At 63.9% G+C, this 16,409-nt stretch carries 14 protein-coding genes and 1 tRNA gene; 8 read left to right on the top strand and 7 right to left on the bottom strand.

The genetic code is table 11. The annotated features are described in order from the left end of the window. Nucleotides 1–100: 100 nt before the first annotated feature. Nucleotides 101–1,714, bottom strand: coding sequence for a phospholipase C (locus tag ACFWF1_RS36010; protein ID WP_379283631.1), 1,614 nt, complete (start codon nucleotides 1,712–1,714; stop codon nucleotides 101–103). Between the two features lie 451 nt (nucleotides 1,715–2,165). Beyond that, entirely contained in the window at nucleotides 2,166–3,260 is a 1,095-nt protein-coding gene (locus ACFWF1_RS36005; RefSeq protein ID WP_379283633.1) for a serine hydrolase domain-containing protein, read from the bottom strand. A 224-nt stretch (nucleotides 3,261–3,484) separates the two neighbouring features. Between ACFWF1_RS36005 and ACFWF1_RS36000 the strand changes: the two genes are divergently transcribed. After that, nucleotides 3,485–4,186 (top strand): helix-turn-helix domain-containing protein, encoded by a 702-nt coding sequence (locus ACFWF1_RS36000; protein ID WP_379283634.1) that lies wholly within the window; start codon nucleotides 3,485–3,487, stop codon nucleotides 4,184–4,186. A gap of 801 nt (nucleotides 4,187–4,987) precedes the next feature. Beyond that, the gene (locus ACFWF1_RS35995; protein ID WP_379283636.1) at nucleotides 4,988–6,493 is read left to right on the top strand and encodes an alpha/beta hydrolase; all 1,506 of its coding nucleotides are present in this window, start codon (nucleotides 4,988–4,990) and stop codon (nucleotides 6,491–6,493) included. Here ACFWF1_RS35995 and ACFWF1_RS35990 read toward each other — a convergent pair. Further along, entirely contained in the window at nucleotides 6,439–7,458 is a 1,020-nt protein-coding gene (locus ACFWF1_RS35990) for a cupin domain-containing protein (protein ID WP_379283637.1), read from the bottom strand. The genes ACFWF1_RS35995 and ACFWF1_RS35990 overlap by 55 nt on opposite strands. A gap of 101 nt (nucleotides 7,459–7,559) precedes the next feature. Between ACFWF1_RS35990 and ACFWF1_RS35985 the strand changes: the two genes are divergently transcribed. After that, nucleotides 7,560–8,486: an MBL fold metallo-hydrolase gene (locus ACFWF1_RS35985; RefSeq protein ID WP_379283638.1), complete on the top strand. Its 927-nt coding sequence runs from the start codon at nucleotides 7,560–7,562 to the stop codon at nucleotides 8,484–8,486. 423 nt (nucleotides 8,487–8,909) lie between these two features. Then, nucleotides 8,910–9,386 (top strand): excalibur calcium-binding domain-containing protein, encoded by a 477-nt coding sequence (locus ACFWF1_RS35980; RefSeq protein ID WP_379322256.1) that lies wholly within the window; start codon nucleotides 8,910–8,912, stop codon nucleotides 9,384–9,386. Nucleotides 9,387–9,484: 98 nt separating this feature from the next. On the opposite strand, the gene ACFWF1_RS35975 is transcribed toward ACFWF1_RS35980, so the two are convergent. Next, nucleotides 9,485–10,828 carry an FtsW/RodA/SpoVE family cell cycle protein gene (locus tag ACFWF1_RS35975; RefSeq protein WP_379322255.1) on the bottom strand — a complete coding sequence of 448 codons (1,344 nt, stop codon included), beginning with the start codon at nucleotides 10,826–10,828 and terminating at the stop codon, nucleotides 9,485–9,487. A gap of 239 nt (nucleotides 10,829–11,067) precedes the next feature. On the opposite strand from ACFWF1_RS35975, the gene ACFWF1_RS35970 reads away from it, so the two are divergent. Next, the gene (locus tag ACFWF1_RS35970) at nucleotides 11,068–12,234 is read left to right on the top strand and encodes an alkaline phosphatase family protein (protein ID WP_379283641.1); all 1,167 of its coding nucleotides are present in this window, start codon (nucleotides 11,068–11,070) and stop codon (nucleotides 12,232–12,234) included. Nucleotides 12,235–12,305: 71 nt separating this feature from the next. Then, nucleotides 12,306–12,497 carry a hypothetical protein gene (locus tag ACFWF1_RS35965; RefSeq protein ID WP_379283642.1) on the top strand — a complete coding sequence of 64 codons (192 nt, stop codon included), beginning with the start codon at nucleotides 12,306–12,308 and terminating at the stop codon, nucleotides 12,495–12,497. A gap of 105 nt (nucleotides 12,498–12,602) precedes the next feature. On the opposite strand, the gene ACFWF1_RS35960 is transcribed toward ACFWF1_RS35965, so the two are convergent. Beyond that, a complete protein-coding gene (locus ACFWF1_RS35960) occupies nucleotides 12,603–12,872 on the bottom strand; it encodes an ANTAR domain-containing protein (protein ID WP_379283643.1) in 270 nt (89 codons plus the stop codon). Between the two features lie 443 nt (nucleotides 12,873–13,315). Then, nucleotides 13,316–13,400: transfer RNA gene (locus tag ACFWF1_RS35955), tRNA-Leu, on the bottom strand. A 460-nt stretch (nucleotides 13,401–13,860) separates the two neighbouring features. Between ACFWF1_RS35955 and ACFWF1_RS35950 the strand changes: the two genes are divergently transcribed. Further along, the gene (locus ACFWF1_RS35950) at nucleotides 13,861–14,343 is read left to right on the top strand and encodes a hypothetical protein (RefSeq protein WP_379283644.1); all 483 of its coding nucleotides are present in this window, start codon (nucleotides 13,861–13,863) and stop codon (nucleotides 14,341–14,343) included. Nucleotides 14,344–14,462: 119 nt separating this feature from the next. On the opposite strand, the gene imm45 is transcribed toward ACFWF1_RS35950, so the two are convergent. Then, a complete protein-coding gene (gene imm45, locus ACFWF1_RS35945; RefSeq protein ID WP_379283645.1) occupies nucleotides 14,463–14,819 on the bottom strand; it encodes an Imm45 family immunity protein in 357 nt (118 codons plus the stop codon). Nucleotides 14,820–15,272: 453 nt separating this feature from the next. Between imm45 and ACFWF1_RS35940 the strand changes: the two genes are divergently transcribed. Next, a complete protein-coding gene (locus tag ACFWF1_RS35940; RefSeq protein ID WP_379283912.1) occupies nucleotides 15,273–16,208 on the top strand; it encodes an HNH endonuclease in 936 nt (311 codons plus the stop codon). The last annotated feature ends 201 nt before the right edge of the window (nucleotides 16,209–16,409 follow it).

Below are 16,409 nucleotides of genomic sequence, written 5' to 3'. Positions count from 1 at the left end.
GCCTGCCACCCCCAAACACCCCCCCACCCCGCCAGTCTTATCAAAATTGGGGGGGGGTTGGGGTTATCTCCCCCCCAACCCCCCCACAGTCGGGTCCTATTTACTTGGTGGCACCGGTCTTCGGGTCCAGGACCAATGCGGGCTGGGCCGCGGCCTTGAAGTCGAACATCGGGTCGAGCACACCGGCGCGGTCGTCGAACGAGTCGTCACCGATGCGGCCGGTCTTCCAGTTGTCCTCGACGAAACGCAGGATCGAGGACTGGTCGGTCACCGAGTGGTCGACGAAGTTGGACTTGGCGTAGGGCGAGACCACCAGCAGTGGCAGTCGCGGACCGTAACCGCAGCGGCCCTGGTAGGTGGCGGGTTTGGCCGCCACGTCACCACACTGACCTGCGGCGGTCAGCGCGTCCTCCGGTGAGCCGGAGGTGTTCACCACGGGTCCGGCCTTGTGGTCGTACCAGCCGTCGGAGTCGTCGTAGGCGATGACGATGGCGGTGTCCTGCCACTCGGGCAGCTTCTGCAGGTGGTTGATCGTCTCGACCAGGAACGCCTGCTCGTCCAGCGGATCGGAGTAGGCGGCGTGACCGTCCTGGTAACCGGGGGCCTTGAGGTAGCTCACCGCGGGCAGATGGCTCGCATCGGCGGCGGCCCAGAAATCCGACAGATCGTACTGGTGGTTGGCCTGATCGGTCTGCCCGATCTTGTCGACCGTGGTCGGCGGCAGGTGGTGCGGGTTCGCCGTGGATGCGTAGTACTGGAACGGCTCGTGGTGGGGGATGTAGTCGCCTTTGGTGTCGAACGCCTTGTCACCGGACTTTCCGGTGCCGCCCAACGCGATTCCCACGTTGTGTGTCGCACCGCAGACGGCCTTGCCGTCCTTGGTTTCGGTCGGCTTGAAGCCACCCTGGAAGAAGCCCCAGGTGATGTTCTTCTTGTTCAGCAGGTCACCGATATTGGTGCCCGACAGCTGAACCTGGTCCCGGCTCGAGCAGTCATCACCGAAGGGCTGCGGGTCTCCGATGATGGTGCCCTGATTGTTGCCCGCGTTGTCGAGCACCTCGCCCTCGGTGAACGGTGTGCCGTCGGGCATGAATTCCTTGACCACACCGTGGGTTTGGCCTGTCACCAGGTTCACCGCGCCCGGCGTGGACGGGCCGAAGGTGGTGTTGTACGAGTTGTCGCTCATCGCGTACTGCTGGGCGTAATTCCACAGTGCGGTAACCGAATTGCCGTCGTAGTAGTCCATCACCAGACCAGGCACGCCGAAGGTCGGTGCCTTACACGCGGCGACCTCGGTGTGCTCGACGAACTGGTCCATCTTCCCACTGTCGAATGCGGCCTGCTCGTCCTTGTACTCGTGGTCCTGGTCGCAGGTGACCTGCTGGCCGGGACCGCCGAGCCGGGACGGCTGGAACTTGTTGGGGTTGTGCGTCAACAGATCCGGGGTCAGCCCGTCGACCCTCGGGGTTCCCGGCTTCGCGGTGAACGTGGTGCCGTCGATGTTTGCCGCGTTCGGGTAGGTGCCGAAGTAGTGGTCGAAGGACACATTCTCCTGAAAGATCACCACCAGATGCTTGATCGGTGTGGCGGTCTCGATCCCCGATCCCTGCTCGGAACTGCTCGCGCATGACGTCGCGGTGAGCGCGAGCATGGCCGCGGCCGCGCAAGCGACGCGGGCCCGGCGGGTAGCACGGCTACCCCGGATAGTTGACATGGGACCTCCTGGTCGAACATCTGGAAAGCTCGCGCCGCCCCGTCATCTGAGCAGTGCGGACGCCCGGTAATCATGCGCCAACCCAGGTGAACGGCCGATAAAACCTGGGCAAATACCGAATGCCGCAACGTTGCGATCGCCTCCGCCGCTGCCGTGCCCCTCGTGACCGCAGCGATATCTAGTGCGTCCTTCAGCGCGCCCCGGTCCGCGACGGCCGCGGCTGCGTCGAATTTCGCTGCGGTGTCGGCGTATATCGGCCGCAGGTCCGCGATCGATCCCCTGCCGCCGAGTGCTCCGATCCGCTCGACCAAATCGGTCCACGCCGTTGCGGTGGCGTTACCCATCGCCACCGCGGTCGTCTCATGCTGGTCGCGGTTCCCGCGGGTTGCGTGTACCTGTGATCGGCGTCGTCGTGGCCGGTTGAGGATTTTGCGGGTGAGGCCGGGGGTGCTCAGGATTGGGTGGGGAAGGCCGCGGCGAGCAGTTCGGGGAAGATGTCCAGCGGCGGCATTCCCCAGTCGCCGTTGACGTTCTGGGTGAGGATTCGCTGTCCGTCGCGGGTGCCGTATAGGTAGGTCCAGGTGCCGGTGATCATGCCGCCGTGACCGTAGACGGTGGTGCCGTCGGGCAGGGTCACCGAGGAGATGCCGAGGCCGTAGCTGTAGTCGTCGAGCCATTTGCCGTCCGGCACCGGGGTCATGGTGAGCATCTCCTCCAGCTGCGCCGGCGGCAGCAGCCGGCCGGACAGCAGTGCGCCGAGGAAAGTGTTGAGATCGGTTGCGGTGGAGATCAATTCGCCGACTCCGAAGCCGTACGTGGCGCTCAGGTCGGTGACGTCGTGCACAGGTGCGTCGATGTCGGGCAGCATCAGTTTCGAGTAGGTGCGGCCGTGTGTTCCGCGGATTTCGGTTTCGCTGCCCGGTGCGTAGGTACCGGTCAGGCCCAGCGGGCGGGCGATCCGCTGATCCAGGACGTCGGCGTAGGTTTGGCCGGTCACCTTCTCGATGATCATCGCGGCGAGTACGAAGTTGGTGTTCGAGTAGCCCCATTCGGTGCCCGGTTCGAAGTCGGCCGGATTCGAGGTGGCGAGGTCGATCAGCTGGTCGGGCCGGTAGGCGTCGAATCGATGCTCGAGCATGGCAGGGCTGTAGAACCGTTCGATCATGGTCGCGTCCAGGGTGTAGCCGAAGATCCCGCTGGTGTGGCCGAGTAGCTGGCGGATGGTGATGCGGGTTCCGTCGTGTCCGTTACCGCGCACCAGGCCCGGCAGCCATCTGTCCACGGTGTCGTCGAGGCTGAGCTGGTATTCCGCGGCCAGCTGCAACACGATCGTGGCCGTGAAAGTCTTTGTGACACTGCCGATTCGGAACTGGTCTCCCTGTCGTGGTGCACGACCGGAGCTCAGATCGGCGACGCCGGCCGAGGCGAACCAGGACTGCTTGCCGTCGCGGATCTCGGCGAACATGGCGGGATAGCCGTTCTCGGCCACGGCATGGTCGAGGACAGTGCGAACGGTAGCGGTGAGGGTGGCCGGGCTGGTGGTCATCGTGGGCTCCTTCGAGTCGGATTTCGTCTTCGTGATGAGAGAAAAGCTATGTTGCGTTCGCAATCTCGGCAATTAAAATCCAAGGGTAATGAGGCATATTTGCTGGTTGTTTGTCTGAAATCGTTGCAATGAAGCTGCCGGTTAATGCGCCGCGATACTCTCATCGTGTTGCAATGAGACAGGACGAGCGGCCGGCTGATCGCCGGACCCGAAGGAGGAATCCGATGCCAGGAGGCCGACTTACCCAGCAGGAACGTCGGCAGATCGCCGCCGGGCTGGCCGAAAAGCTGTCCTACGCCGCGATCGGCAAACGCCTGCAACGTCCCACCTCGACCATCACCCGCGAGGTGATGCGCAACGGCGGACCCAACGACTATCGAGCCGATCGCGCTCATCACCAGACCGGACTTCGCGCACGCCGCAATCGCCGCGCGCACCAGCCGATTCCGGATGCCTACCACGACACCGACGGACGCGATCCCCACGCGGTGCGTGAGTTCACCGCGCACTTCACCACGCTGCTGGACAACACAGGCATCCCACGCATGATGGCCGGTGTGCTGGCCTGCCTCTACGCCACCGACAGCGGCAGCCTCACCTCCGCCGAACTGGTCGCCCGACTCCAGGTCAGCCCAGCATCGATCTCCAAAGCCGTCGGCTACCTCGAAGCACAAGAACTGATTCGCCGCGAACGCGACCCCGCCAGCCGCCGCGACCGCTACGTGATCGACGAAGACGTGTGGTACCGGGCCATGCTGGCCAGCGCCCAACTCAACAACCTCGTCGCCACCGCAGCCCGCGACGGCGCCGACACCCTCGGCCCAGCCACACCCGCCGGAATACGACTACGCGCCATGGCCCAATTCCTCGGCGATGTCGGCCAAGACCTCATCGAATCCGCCCAACGGCGCCGCACCGGCGAATAGACACCCGACCATCAACATTCCCACGCGCACGCCCGACAACGCCGGACTCGAGCCTGTCGCGCCAAGCGCAACCTACTCACGCTCATCGGCATGATGATGCGTTCGGCCGACCTCGGATCACCCTCGGCCCGTTGCCCTTCCGCAGGCTCGCACTGGCCACTTTTGGTCCGTGCGCTCGGCGGCATAGATTTCCGTGCGTTGCTGAGATGTAGGAAATCGCAGATCATCGACAACACGAAACCGATGAAGCCGCATCGTAACCCCGCCCATCCGGCCCCGTCGTCACGGTCGGTTGCGCGGCAATGGACTGGTACACCTCCGGCGGGCAGTAGGCCCCCGAACAGTCCGAGAAGTCGAACAAGGCGGGATTCTCCACCCACTTACCGAACACCCACAACCCGCAGGACAACACCAAAAGCACCCCGAACACGATCACGTACTTCTTGAACCACACGCGCGCCATGCTAGCCCGATACCGCCCCCGTATGGCCCCGTACATTGATGCACTGAACTCGGCAGATCCGGACGTTGGAGAAGCGTTGGGGGTCAGCCAGTCCGAGGCCGGCCGCCAACCGTCGGCAAGCCGGTGATGTCCTCGCCGGTAGCCGGAGAGCAGTTTCGCCGTTCCGGTCGGCGCAAGATCTCGAGCAACGTGCGCTCGGCGCCCAATCCAACTGCACCCCATACGCATTGCTCGGAAACTCCAGTGCCGGAGCCTCGTGACAAAACTCATTCTTCCGGGGGTTAGCGGCGAATCGTTAGGGTGCGCGCGATAATCGAACATATAGGAGGGGGACTTCGATGAGATTCATTGGCGCGCGCCATATGCGGCTGCTGGTGGTGCTCGGTTGCGGCGCACTGGTTGCCGCGTGCATCGCCACACCGGGGGGCACACGGACGGAACCGGACCTCGACAAGTACTACAGCCAGCGGGTCGAGTGGGGGTCGTGCGCCGGGTTCGCGGGCATCGAAGATACCGGTAACGAGGTGCAGTGCGGGCGGGTGCAGGTGCCGATCGACTACGACAAGCCCGAGGGCAATACCGCGCAGATCGCCGTTTCACGGATGGCCGCGCGTGGGAAGCGGATCGGGGCGGTGGTCGTAATCCCAGGCGGTCCGGGCCAGCCTGGGCTCCGCGTGCCCGCGGTCTTCGGGAAATCGGGGCTCGGTGCGAAATTCGATGTCGTCAGTTTCGACCCGCGCGGGCTCGGCGCATCCACCCCGCTGGTGCGCTGCGTCTCGCAGGAACGGCTCGAGGCGATTCAGCTGCGGGCGATGACGGATATGTCGCCGACCGGAATCGAGCGGTCCGAGCAGGACAATCGCGACTATGTCGCCGAATGCGTCGCGAAGACGGGTACCGAACTGCTCGGACATCTCGGCACCCGCGAGGCAGTCCGGGATCTCGATATCATCAGGGCCGCACTCGGTGCGAACCAGCTCAATGCGCTGGGCGTCTCCTACGGTTCGCGAGTGGGCTCGAGCTATGCCGAACGCTTCCCCGACAAGGTGCGCGCCCTGGTGCTCGACGCCTCACTCGATCCGGCGGCCCGGATGTCCGACCCAGTTAAAACCAATGCCTCGCTGCAATCGGCGTTCCAGACATATGCCGACAGCTGTGTCCAGGAGAGCGCCTGTCCGTTGGGAACCGACAGCGCTGCGGCGACCGACCGGCTACGTAGGCTGATCAACCCGCTCCTGGATCGGCCCGCGGCGACCCGTGACTCGCGGGGACTGAACTATCTCAACGGACTATCCGCAGTGGTCTACTCGCTCTATATCCCTCAGCTGTGGCCGCAAGTCACCACGGGGCTGCGCGAGCTTGCCGGCGGCAACGGCGATACCCTGCTCGAACTCTCGGACCAGTTCCGCGGCGTGGTCGACCGCTCGGCAGGGCAGGCAACTCTGTGCCTCGACGAACCGCGTACGACGGATCGAGCAAAGGCCGCCGAAGAGATCAAGCTCGGCATCGACGCGGCGCCGTTCGCCGATACCGGCCGCTTCCAAGGTCAAGCGCCACTGGATGTTTGCGCGTTCTGGCCGGAGCAACCGACCAGCCAGCCGCATCAGGTATCCGGGATCGAAGCTCTGCCAAAGGTTCTCGTTGTCGCCACCACTGGCGATCCGGTAGCGCCCTACCAGGGCGGAGTGAATCTGGCTCGCGCCCTGAACGCCTCGCTCATCACAAACGATGGTCCCGGGCACAGCGGATTCCTGCGCGGAATCGACTGCGTGGACAAGCTTGTCCTCGCCTACTTCGAGCAGCTGACCGCACCGGGCGATATCACCTGCCGCAAGAGCTCATAGTCTCGAAATGGGATGATGTCGCCGTCAGGCTGGTCTGCGTCCGGTGGCGATCGGCGGCCCTCAACCTGTGCTCGATAGCGGCCCGGGGTGGTGCCGAACTCTCGGCGGAAGGCGTGGGAGAGTGCGTACGGGGTGCTGTAGCCGACCCGGTCGGCGATGGTGGCGAGTGTGTCCGGGGTGTCGCGCAGCAGGGTGGCGGCAAGGATCAGGCGCCACCATGTGAGGTATGCCATTGGAGGGCGACCGACCAGGGTGGTGAATCGGCGTGCCAGGGTGGGTCGGGAGACGCCCGCCTCCGCGGCGAGGCGGTCATTGCTCCACGGTGCGGCGGGGTTCGAGTGCATTGCCCGCAGGGCGGCAGCTGTTACCGGGTCGCCGAGTGCGCTGGGCCAAGCTCCGCTCGTGGTCTCGGTCATCCACGAGCGGATCATATAGATGAGCAGGAGATCGAGCAGGCTCGGCAGCGCGATGCAGGAACCGGGCCGCCGCTCGTCCAGTTCACCGGCGAGCAGGTCGATGGCGGCACGGAGTTCGAGGTGGATGCCGACTCGGTGGGGAAAGTGGACGAGCGCGGGTAACTCCGCCATGAGCGGGTGCATGCGGTTGCAGTCGAGCCAGTATGTGCCGCAGAGCATCTCCGTCTCGACACGATCAGGACGGGCCCCGGATTGTGTTTGCTCGAGCCATTGCTCGAACGTTATCGCCTGTTTCGCGAGGGCCGCATCGATCGGTGAATCGGCGATCACATGGCCTGCGCCGTGCGGCAACAGCACCGCATCGCCCACACGAAGCGATACCGGGGTGTTGCCGTCGATCAGCAGCCAGCAGCTGCCCTTCAGCACGATGTAGAAGCCTGCGCCGTCATACGGGTCCAGCCGCACACTCCAGCTCCCGTGTAGCCGCATCCGGCGCGAACAGGGGTGCCCGAGGCGGGCGACCGAGATCGCGTCGCTCACCACATCCATTCAGCCAGGATATCTCTCCGTACAGAGAATGAGACGGATTCGTATCTCATTGAGCTGGAAGCGTATTGAGAGGACCGTTTCGGTTTTCTAAGGTCGATAAGGTGACGGACGAGAACGAGAGCGTGCAGAGCATGGTGCTGGGAGATGTCGAGGTCATCCGGATCGTAGAGTGGCACCGGCCGTTCGCGCCTACCCGCGGCATGTTTCCGGGCATTGGCGCCGAAGTGTGGAAGGACAACGAGGACTGGCTGGCACCGGACCACTGGGACCCCGACAGCGACCGCGCGGTGCTTGCGCTGCAGACGTGGGTACTGCGCAGTGGCGGGCAGACCATCCTGGTGGACACCGGAGCGGGCAACGGGCGCGAGCGGCCGGGCATGCCGCCGTTCCACCACTGCCACGGTGATCTGCTCGGCCTCCTGATGCGGGCCGGTGTCCACCCGCAGGATGTCAACGTTGTCGTCAACACTCACCTGCACGCCGATCACGTCGGCTGGAACACCGTCGACGCGGACGGTGAGTGGGTACCGACATTCGCCAATGCCCGATACCTCATCCCGGCCGCCGACGACCACTATTACGGTCCGGACAACTCCTACGGCAACGGCCGTCAGGAGGTCGACCGCCTGATCTACCAAGACAGTATCGCGCCGATCCACCAGGCCGGACAGGCCGTGCTGTGGGACGGACGCCACCGCATCGATGAACACCTGACGTTGGAGGCCACACCCGGCCACACCCCCGGTTCGTCGGTGCTGCGTCTGGCTTCCGGCAGCGACAGGGCGGTCTTCGTCGGGGATCTACTGCACAGCCCGGTGCAAATCCTCGACCCCTGCTGCAACAGCAACGCCTGCCTGGCCCCTGAGCAAGCAGCGATCAGTCGCCGCCGGATTCTCCAGCGGGCGGCCGATGAACAGGAGTTGCTCGTCCCCGCACACTTCGGTGGCGCGGGCGCCGTGGAAGTCCGCAGGGGCCACGGTGGGTTCACTCTCGGTCCATGGGCGATCCTCTCCGACACCAATCCCTGACCCGAACCGACCCCGTCGGCATGTCCTTCAGAGACTGCTCCGACCCCACGCAAATGCACGCAATTCGGCATTTCCGCGCGTTGAGAAGCCGTGTCGATCAACGGATTTGGACGGCCGACCAACGCGCGCCCAGCGGCAAAAAAGAGTGCGTTGCGTTTGACGCCACCGCCTGACGTCCTTCGGCTATGGCCACTCTCCAGCATGACCTACGGCTCCGGGGTGCGCCGGAGTGGAGTGCTATCCCGCAATCGGCATGAGCGCCCGTTGGGAAACCATGTCGCCCAACCGATCTGAGCGATTGTCCAACGCATGCCAGGTGGCAATATAGTGATTCGGCCAGGCCTCGAATGGAACACGGCCAGTTGATCTTCCGGCGCACCACGCTGGCCGGTTGGCTCAGTGCGGGAAGCGGCTGGTCATCGGATGGTGCTACGGCCCGGCGGCTTTCCTGCGAGTGGAACTTCTTCGGAAAGTCGCAGCAGGGAAAACGATCGGAAATCGAGTTATCCTCCCTCGCCCGCCCGCACCGGGGCTGCGGATGTCGGTGAGGTTGCGACGTCGCTGGTTCCGGATGCCGTTGTCTCACAACAGATCGAGGATCAGATGAACGTTCGCCGGCTCACAGTTTTCGCAGCCGCCGCAGGACTCACGCTTCTCGCGGCACCGGCCGCGTCGGCCGATCCCGTCACGGGGTCCTCAGGGACCGGCTCCTCGGCGGTGGACTCGGGCTCTGCCGCGGTCGGGTCGGCCGGTATCAATCAAACCGGTTCAGCGTCAGGGGCGTTCGACACCTGCGACCAGGCTCGCGCTGCCGGGCGTGCGCCGTTGTTCCGTGGTGAACCGGGCTACAGTCCGCGCTTGGATCCCGACGACTCCGGGATGGCATGCCCGACCGTCTGACCCCGCGGCGCCGCGTACCGCCGCACGGTCGACCTTCGCTGACTCGCGGAAGGGTGATCGTGCGGCGCGGCTTGCTGATCGGCGGGGATGTCAGGTCACTACGAGCCGTTGGGGCCGCGGGCGGACCGGTCGACGCGGACGTGGACAGTTTTCGCCTCGTCGATCGCCTGGGGTGCGCGTGGGGGAGGGGTCGGGGCTGTTCGGGAGTCGTGTGAGATCCGGATCAGTAGGGCGATGATGATGTAGTTGGCGAGCAGCGATGATCCGCCGTAGGACATGAACGGGGTGGTCAGACCGGTCAGGGGGATCAGTTTGGTGACGCCGCCGACCACGACGAACAGTTGCCAACCCAGCGAGAAGGACAGGCCGCCGCCGAGGAGTTTACCGAAGGCGTCGCGGGTGGTGAGTGCGGCGATGAAGCCGCGGATGGTGAGTACCAGGAATACCGCGATAATGGCGGTCAGACCGACCAGGCCGAGTTCTTCGCCGATGGTGGCGATGATGAAGTCGGTCTTGGCGAAGGGCACGCTCTGCGGCTGACCCGCGCCGATCCCGGTGCCGAACAGTCTACCGGTCGCCATCCCGAACAGGGACTGCGATATCTGGTAGCCGGTGGTGTAGTAGGTGGCAAAGGGGTCCTGCCACACCTGAACTCGCACGCGCACATGATCGAACAGGTAGTAGGCGATCACGGCTCCTACCGCGAACATGATGATGCCGATGATCAGCCAGGACAGTCGTGCGGTGCCGATGTAGATCATCGCGAGCACGGTGCCGAAGATGAGCAGAGAGAATCCCAGATTCTTCTCATACACCAGCACCAGGACCGAGACGAAGGTGACCAGCAGTAGCGGCGCGAGATCACGCAGCCGCGGAAAAGTCATCGCGAGAAAACGTTTACCCGCAGTGGTGAACAGCTCCCGATTGGCCACCAGGAACGCCGCGATGAAGATCAGCAGTAGTACCTTGGCGAACTCGCCGGGCTGAATCGAGAAGCCGTGCAACAGGATCCAGCTCTTGCCGCCGTTGACCTCGCTGAACCGTGCTGGCAGCACGGCCGGTATCAGTAGCGCCACAACACCTGTCAAACCGCAGGTGTACCCATAACGCGCGAGCCGGGCATGGTCGCGGACGAAAGCCAGGAACAGCCCGAACAAGACCAGTCCGATACCGGTCCAGATCAGTTGATGTCCGGCGTCCGAACCCGCCTCGGCACCGGAGGCGGCGTGGTCGAGCCGATCGATCAGCACGAGCCCCAGCCCGTTCAGCAACACCGCACACGGCAGGATCACCGGGTCGGCCATGGGCGCCCAGCGCCGCACCGCCAAGTGCGCGAACAGCACGAGCGCGGCGAACACCGCGAGCGAACGCACTGTGGTGCGGTCGGCGCCGACCCCGGCGCCGACCGCCATCGTCGAGCCCGCGCAGGCAGTGAGGATCACCGCCACAACACAAAGATTCAACTCCGCACGGCGCGGGTTGCTTCGATCGGACCCGTGCACGCCAGGGCGTTCCCGAAACGCGATCACGCCCCACGGTAACGCCTACGCCGGCGGGCCAGCAGCCGAGTGATCGCGTTTGTGCCGACCTAGCGTCCGTGGCAGCGCTGCTTGCTCGATCGTCGCGGCAGTCCGGCAAAGATGCACGGTCCGCAGCGGCTATTCGTGGCTAAGCTTGGTGTATGTCGCCCGCCAGTTCGGCAGCACACGTGGTGATCATGGTTCAGGAAAACCACACCACCGACAACTACTTCCGTTCGATGCGACCCTTCGGAGCGAACGTCGCGAATGATTGGCCGCGCTCGCCGAACCCGCCCGCCGCGGACCACCCGCACGACCGCCACGCCTACGGGAAGTGGTTGGCGGCGCAACGCGCAGGCACCACCACCCCGGCGCAGCATCTCCAATTCGACACCACCGCGGTGCTGCCCTTCTACGCCTATCTCGCCGCGACCGGGGCGTTCCTGGAAAACCACTGCTCGGGATTCGGCACGAACTCCACCCCCAACCACCTGCTCATCGTGGGCGGGCAATCCCCCACCCTGCGCAACCCACCCCAGGCGGGCACCCAGCCGGTATGGGATATGCCGTCGCTGCCGGGCCACGCCGCCGACCACGGCCTGACCTGGAAGGCCTACACCGGCAGTTCCGGCTACCCCGTCGAGTTCTACCGTCAGCTCAACGGTTCGCCGAACATCGTGCGCGACAACCGATTCGCCGCCGACGCCGCCGCGGGCACGCTGCCGCGACTGTCCATGATGTGGCACGACACTCCCGCCGACGAACACCCACCCGCCGATGTCACTCTCGGCCACAACGGCATTTGGCAGGCTGTCGACGCCGTTGTCGCCGCAGGGCTGTGGGACGACACGGTATTCCTGCTCACCTGGGACGATTGGGGCGGCTACGACGACCACGTCGCCACCCCCGACTTGGAGCACACTGCCGACGGGGTACAACTCGCCTACGGACCACGGGTTCCGCTGCTGATGTTCGGTGGCCACGTCACCCCGGGCATCGATAGCCGTTGGTGCTCACATGTCAGCCTGACCAAAACCGCGCTCGACCTGCTCGGCCTACCGCCACTGGGAGTACCCCGAGTCGACAACGACGTCGGCCTGGCCGACCTCGTACTCCCAGCACACCGCACACCGGAACCACCGCGCTACGGCACCACCATCACCCAACCAACCCTGCCCACGCCGTCACCAACGCCTAACCCACCGCCACCACCCGGCGGCCCGAGCACCCCCGTCGGACCCGTGCTGCTCCGCGACGGCACTACCCTCCCACCACCCGACGACGTCCACCTCGGAACCACACACAACCCAACATCACCCCGGCGCTAAAACATCGAGCAGGCAGACGATTCCGCCAGCCGAGGCATGACTCCGGTCGGTCGTCAGGCAGAGTGCGGTCTGTGCGAGGTAGCCGATGGTCACTTCTGCACGGTGTGCGGATCGAGAACGGCCGCGCGGTGACGGTGCGCGCGCTGCAATTGGCGTTCCGCAAACACCTCGACGCCACGCCGCTGGCGATGCTGCGCCGGCTGCGGCTGGCCGCGGCGCACGAGCAGCTGCGCGCCGCCGTACCCGGCGGTGCGCAACCGTGACCTCCGTCGCCGATGAATGGGATTCGCGCATTCAGGACGGTTCGCGCTCGCGTACAAGCGTGCCTACGGCCACCCACCGAGCGAAACTCTGCGTGCCTGAACGCTTTACCGCTCAGTCGGCGGCACGCGGGTGTGGGCGGTCAACAGTATCGAGTCGAACTCATTGATGGTGGCGGGCGGGGGTTGCGCTTTGTCGAGTTCGGTGAGGATCTGTTCGGCCAAGGCACGGAGTTTCGTGTTGGTTTCCTGCGAGCGCCACTGCAACACCTTGAAGGCCTGTTCGGCGCTGATCCGATAGACATACATCAACACGCCTTTGGCCTGTTCGATGGCTTCGCGGTGTTCGATCATCTCCGGCATCGTCACCTCGATCATGCCCCGTTCGGCCTCGGCCAACCGGTCGGAGAGGGAGTGTGCCCAACCCGACCCCTGGATACCGTTCTCCTCGACGGACGCGATCCAGCGGTCCCTTGCCGACTATGACCGAAAGCTCAACAGCTACAGAGCAGCACTGGAAGCCGGCACGGACCCACAACTGATCGCGACCTGGACCAGACAGGTCCAATCCGAACGGGAAGTCGCTGTCGCACAACTCGCCTCCGCACAAGCCGCAATGAAAGTACGCCCTACGTTGAGCCGCAACGAGATTCGCCAACTCGTCGAATCCCTGGGCGGCCTGATGAAGACCTTGCAGCGCGCCGACAGTACAGCCAAGCTCGAGATCTACCGCAAACTCGGACTCAAAATGATCTACAACCACGAAAAACGGGTTGTGTTGGCCGAAGTTCAGCCAACACAACCCGTGGACGTACTGTACGTGTCCGGAGGGGGACTTGAACCCCCACGCCCGTTAAAGGGCACTAGCACCTCAAGCTAGCGCGTCTGCCATTCCGCCACCCGGACCGGTGGTGCTCAGCAAGATTATAGGATCTCGCGGCGTGGACCAAATCGCCGGTTGACCACGTGTTTTGTGGAGGGTTCGGTCGGCGGGAGGTTGTGTGGAGGGGTCCCAGGGAACACCTGTCGCCATTCCTGGAATCGATACCGGCGGCAGTAGCGGGCATGGCGGCCGAGCGGATCGACCAGGCTATCCAGTGCGCTGTCCGGGGCGACGGCGTAAAGCTGCGCTGGACCAATCGGGAATGATGGAGGCCCAGCTCATCGAGGGCGAGGTGGGGGAGGTGTGCCGGATCGGGGAGACTGCGGTTGAAGTGGTCGGCAAGACAGCGCCGGACAGGTGCGGACAGGTGCGGAAGAAGCTGATCAGGGTGTGCGCGCCGGAACGGTTCGCGCAAGTCGGTCGGTTGCCGAGCTACGCAGTCAAATGACACCGTTGCTAGTCGCGACGGCGTAGGAGGGGTGAGTGGTGCGCATCGGGGTTACCGGGCACATGAACATCACTGAGGGCACTGCACCGCTGGTGTATGACGCGATCGGCAAGCTGCTCACCGAGCGTGCGGATTCCGCTGGGCTGGTTGGTGTCAGCTGCATTGCGCGTGGTGCTGACTCGGTGTTCGCACAGGCTGTCCTTGATGCCGGAGGCACGCTCGAGGTTGTGCTGCCCTCGCGAAACTACCGCGAGCGGAAGGTGAAGGCGGATCATGCGGAGCTGTTCGATCGGCTGACCAGTGCCGCGGAGACGGTTCGCTTTATGGATTTCGAGGACGCAGGTCGTGAGGCGTACGAGGCGGCGAACGAAGCGATGCTCTCCTCGTGCGACCGGTTGGTGGCTGTGTGGGATGGCGGAGCCAGCGAAAAGGGTGGGACGGGCACAGTCGTAGAGCTGGCGAACACGAGAGGTGTTCCGGTGGACATTGTGTGGCCAGAAGGCGCTGCACGGGGCTAGCGCGAGCACACTGACTCCGATGACCACTCGTGTTCCGGTTATCACCGGCTGGCACGCAGGCGAGCAGCACTTGTCCATCGTCGATGCACACGGCGTGCGCGGCCAGGGCGAGTCAGCCATCAGCTTGGAGGTAAATTGCTCTCCTCGTCCAGTGCGCTTGGAACGGTGCTACGGAAAACGCGGACCTGATCAACTGGACTGTCCGGGTAAATCCAAGTACTCCAATTGTCGATAACCCAGGTCGTGCTCAATCCATTAGCTTCTCCAGTAACACTCTCTGGCGGCAACTCAACGAGTATCAAGCCTGCCTTGTAGCCCGTTGTCACGATCAGGCCGAACGGTCGAGATTCGTCGAGGGTTTCGTAGATCATGAATTCGACTATGTCCTCGTAAGGCCATTTTGCAGGCAGTCGAAATACTGTTCCACGGGAAATGTGTGTCTCGTCCAGGTCGGTCAGCTTGGTGATCCCATTCATACTATTTCGCCTTCCGATCGTGTCGCCGTTGCGGCTGCGGTCGAGGGACCGCGCTGCAGCGGTTCGCGAGATTGTAGCGAGCCCAGCACGCCGCATATCTAGCCGACGATGGTTTGGGGCCTCGAGCAGCATGAGAACACCCATCGACAAGTCTTGCGTCGCAACTCGAATAGTCGTTCAGACCCTACGGCGGCGGGGAGCATCGACAAGACCGCAGGGCTGTGAGCGAACGGCGGTTGATCTGTACAACGTTCGGCCGATACACCCGCAAGCTGAATCGATCTAGCGTTGGCTTCAGGCGCGTAAAACTCTGTCGGGCGCTCCCACGACCGTCAGGACGCGCACGCTGAGCACTTCCCGGGGAGGGCGATCTAGTTGCCAGTAGTCGTGGGCCTGATAGCGGTAGTGGCGATCCTGTTGGTCATCGAGTGGGCAGCAGCGAATTGGCTACCGATCGCAGCGATTGTCACCGTTCTGCTCGGGGCGTGGGGTCTGGTGTTGTTGATCCGGCATATACGCATGACGCGGTACTTCGCGGGTGACGAGTTTTTGGCTCACAAGGACGCGATCGCCTCTTTCGTCGCCGAGCACAACGAACTCGCGCAGTACGTTGGTGAGATACGCAGTCGAGGCACGTTCGCGCTCGGTGGGTCGTCCAGTGGAGCGCAGGCGCACCTGGCAACTTTTCAGAACACCAGCCGGCACAGGTACAGGCGCGACCGCAACATCGTCACCTATCAGACGCCGTTCGTGCACAACTGCTCATTGCAGGTCGCGCGCGCCGCGAGCGCCGACCCGATCAAGTACGTCATGAAGTACTTCAACATCAAGCCCACCGAGACCGACCTGGCTGACGTAGAGAACCTGGGCGATGGCATCACTCGCCTCGAAGATGCCGTTACCAACCTCGGGCAGCGCCAGGCCAGCATCACCCAGTCGATCAGCCCACCCAAGTTCATCATGAAGCACTACGCAGGCGAGTTCATGAAGCACATCGGGGTCGAATTGTCGCCGATCACGGTGCCTTACCCCGTGTACGTGTTCGAGTATGTCAGTGCTGGTGGGAATAGCTCGCAACGCACGACTGTCACGCTCAACCGAGAGACGATCGACGCGATGATCGAGTCGATGTCGGAGAAGATCAAGTTCCGTAGGAGCGTAGCGGGTCAGCGGGCGCTGATGACCTCGAAGCTGCGGACGATGATCAAGGAACGTGACCGCTACACCTGTAGGTACTGCTCTGTCTCGCTCGCAGCTGAGCCGCACCTGCTGCTCGAAGTGGACCACGTCATACCGGTATCCAAGGGCGGGCTGACCGCGCCCGACAACCTTCAGACCTTGTGCTGGAGATGTAACCGCACCAAGTCGAACAAGGTCATTGCCAGCTGATCATCTACCGGCCTAGCGTTCGGAACAGTGTGTTTAGCGCGTGTGTCGCCCTCCGGGCGCAGTGGAAGCCGACATCCTTTGTGCTGCAAGCAATGTCCGTCTTCGGCCTGTTCAGGTGGGTCGGATTGGTGCGGTTGGCTCAGATGAGGTTGCTCTGTTGGTCGGTTGTTCAATATCGGTCGGGTGGAGGTAGGTTCGGCC

Origin of the sequence: Nocardia sp. NPDC060255, assembly GCF_042727395.1 — a bacterium.
GTDB lineage: Bacteria > Actinomycetota > Actinomycetes > Mycobacteriales > Mycobacteriaceae > Nocardia.
Note: the sequence above shows the minus strand (reverse complement) of the source record. Positions and strands in the feature narration are given on the sequence as shown.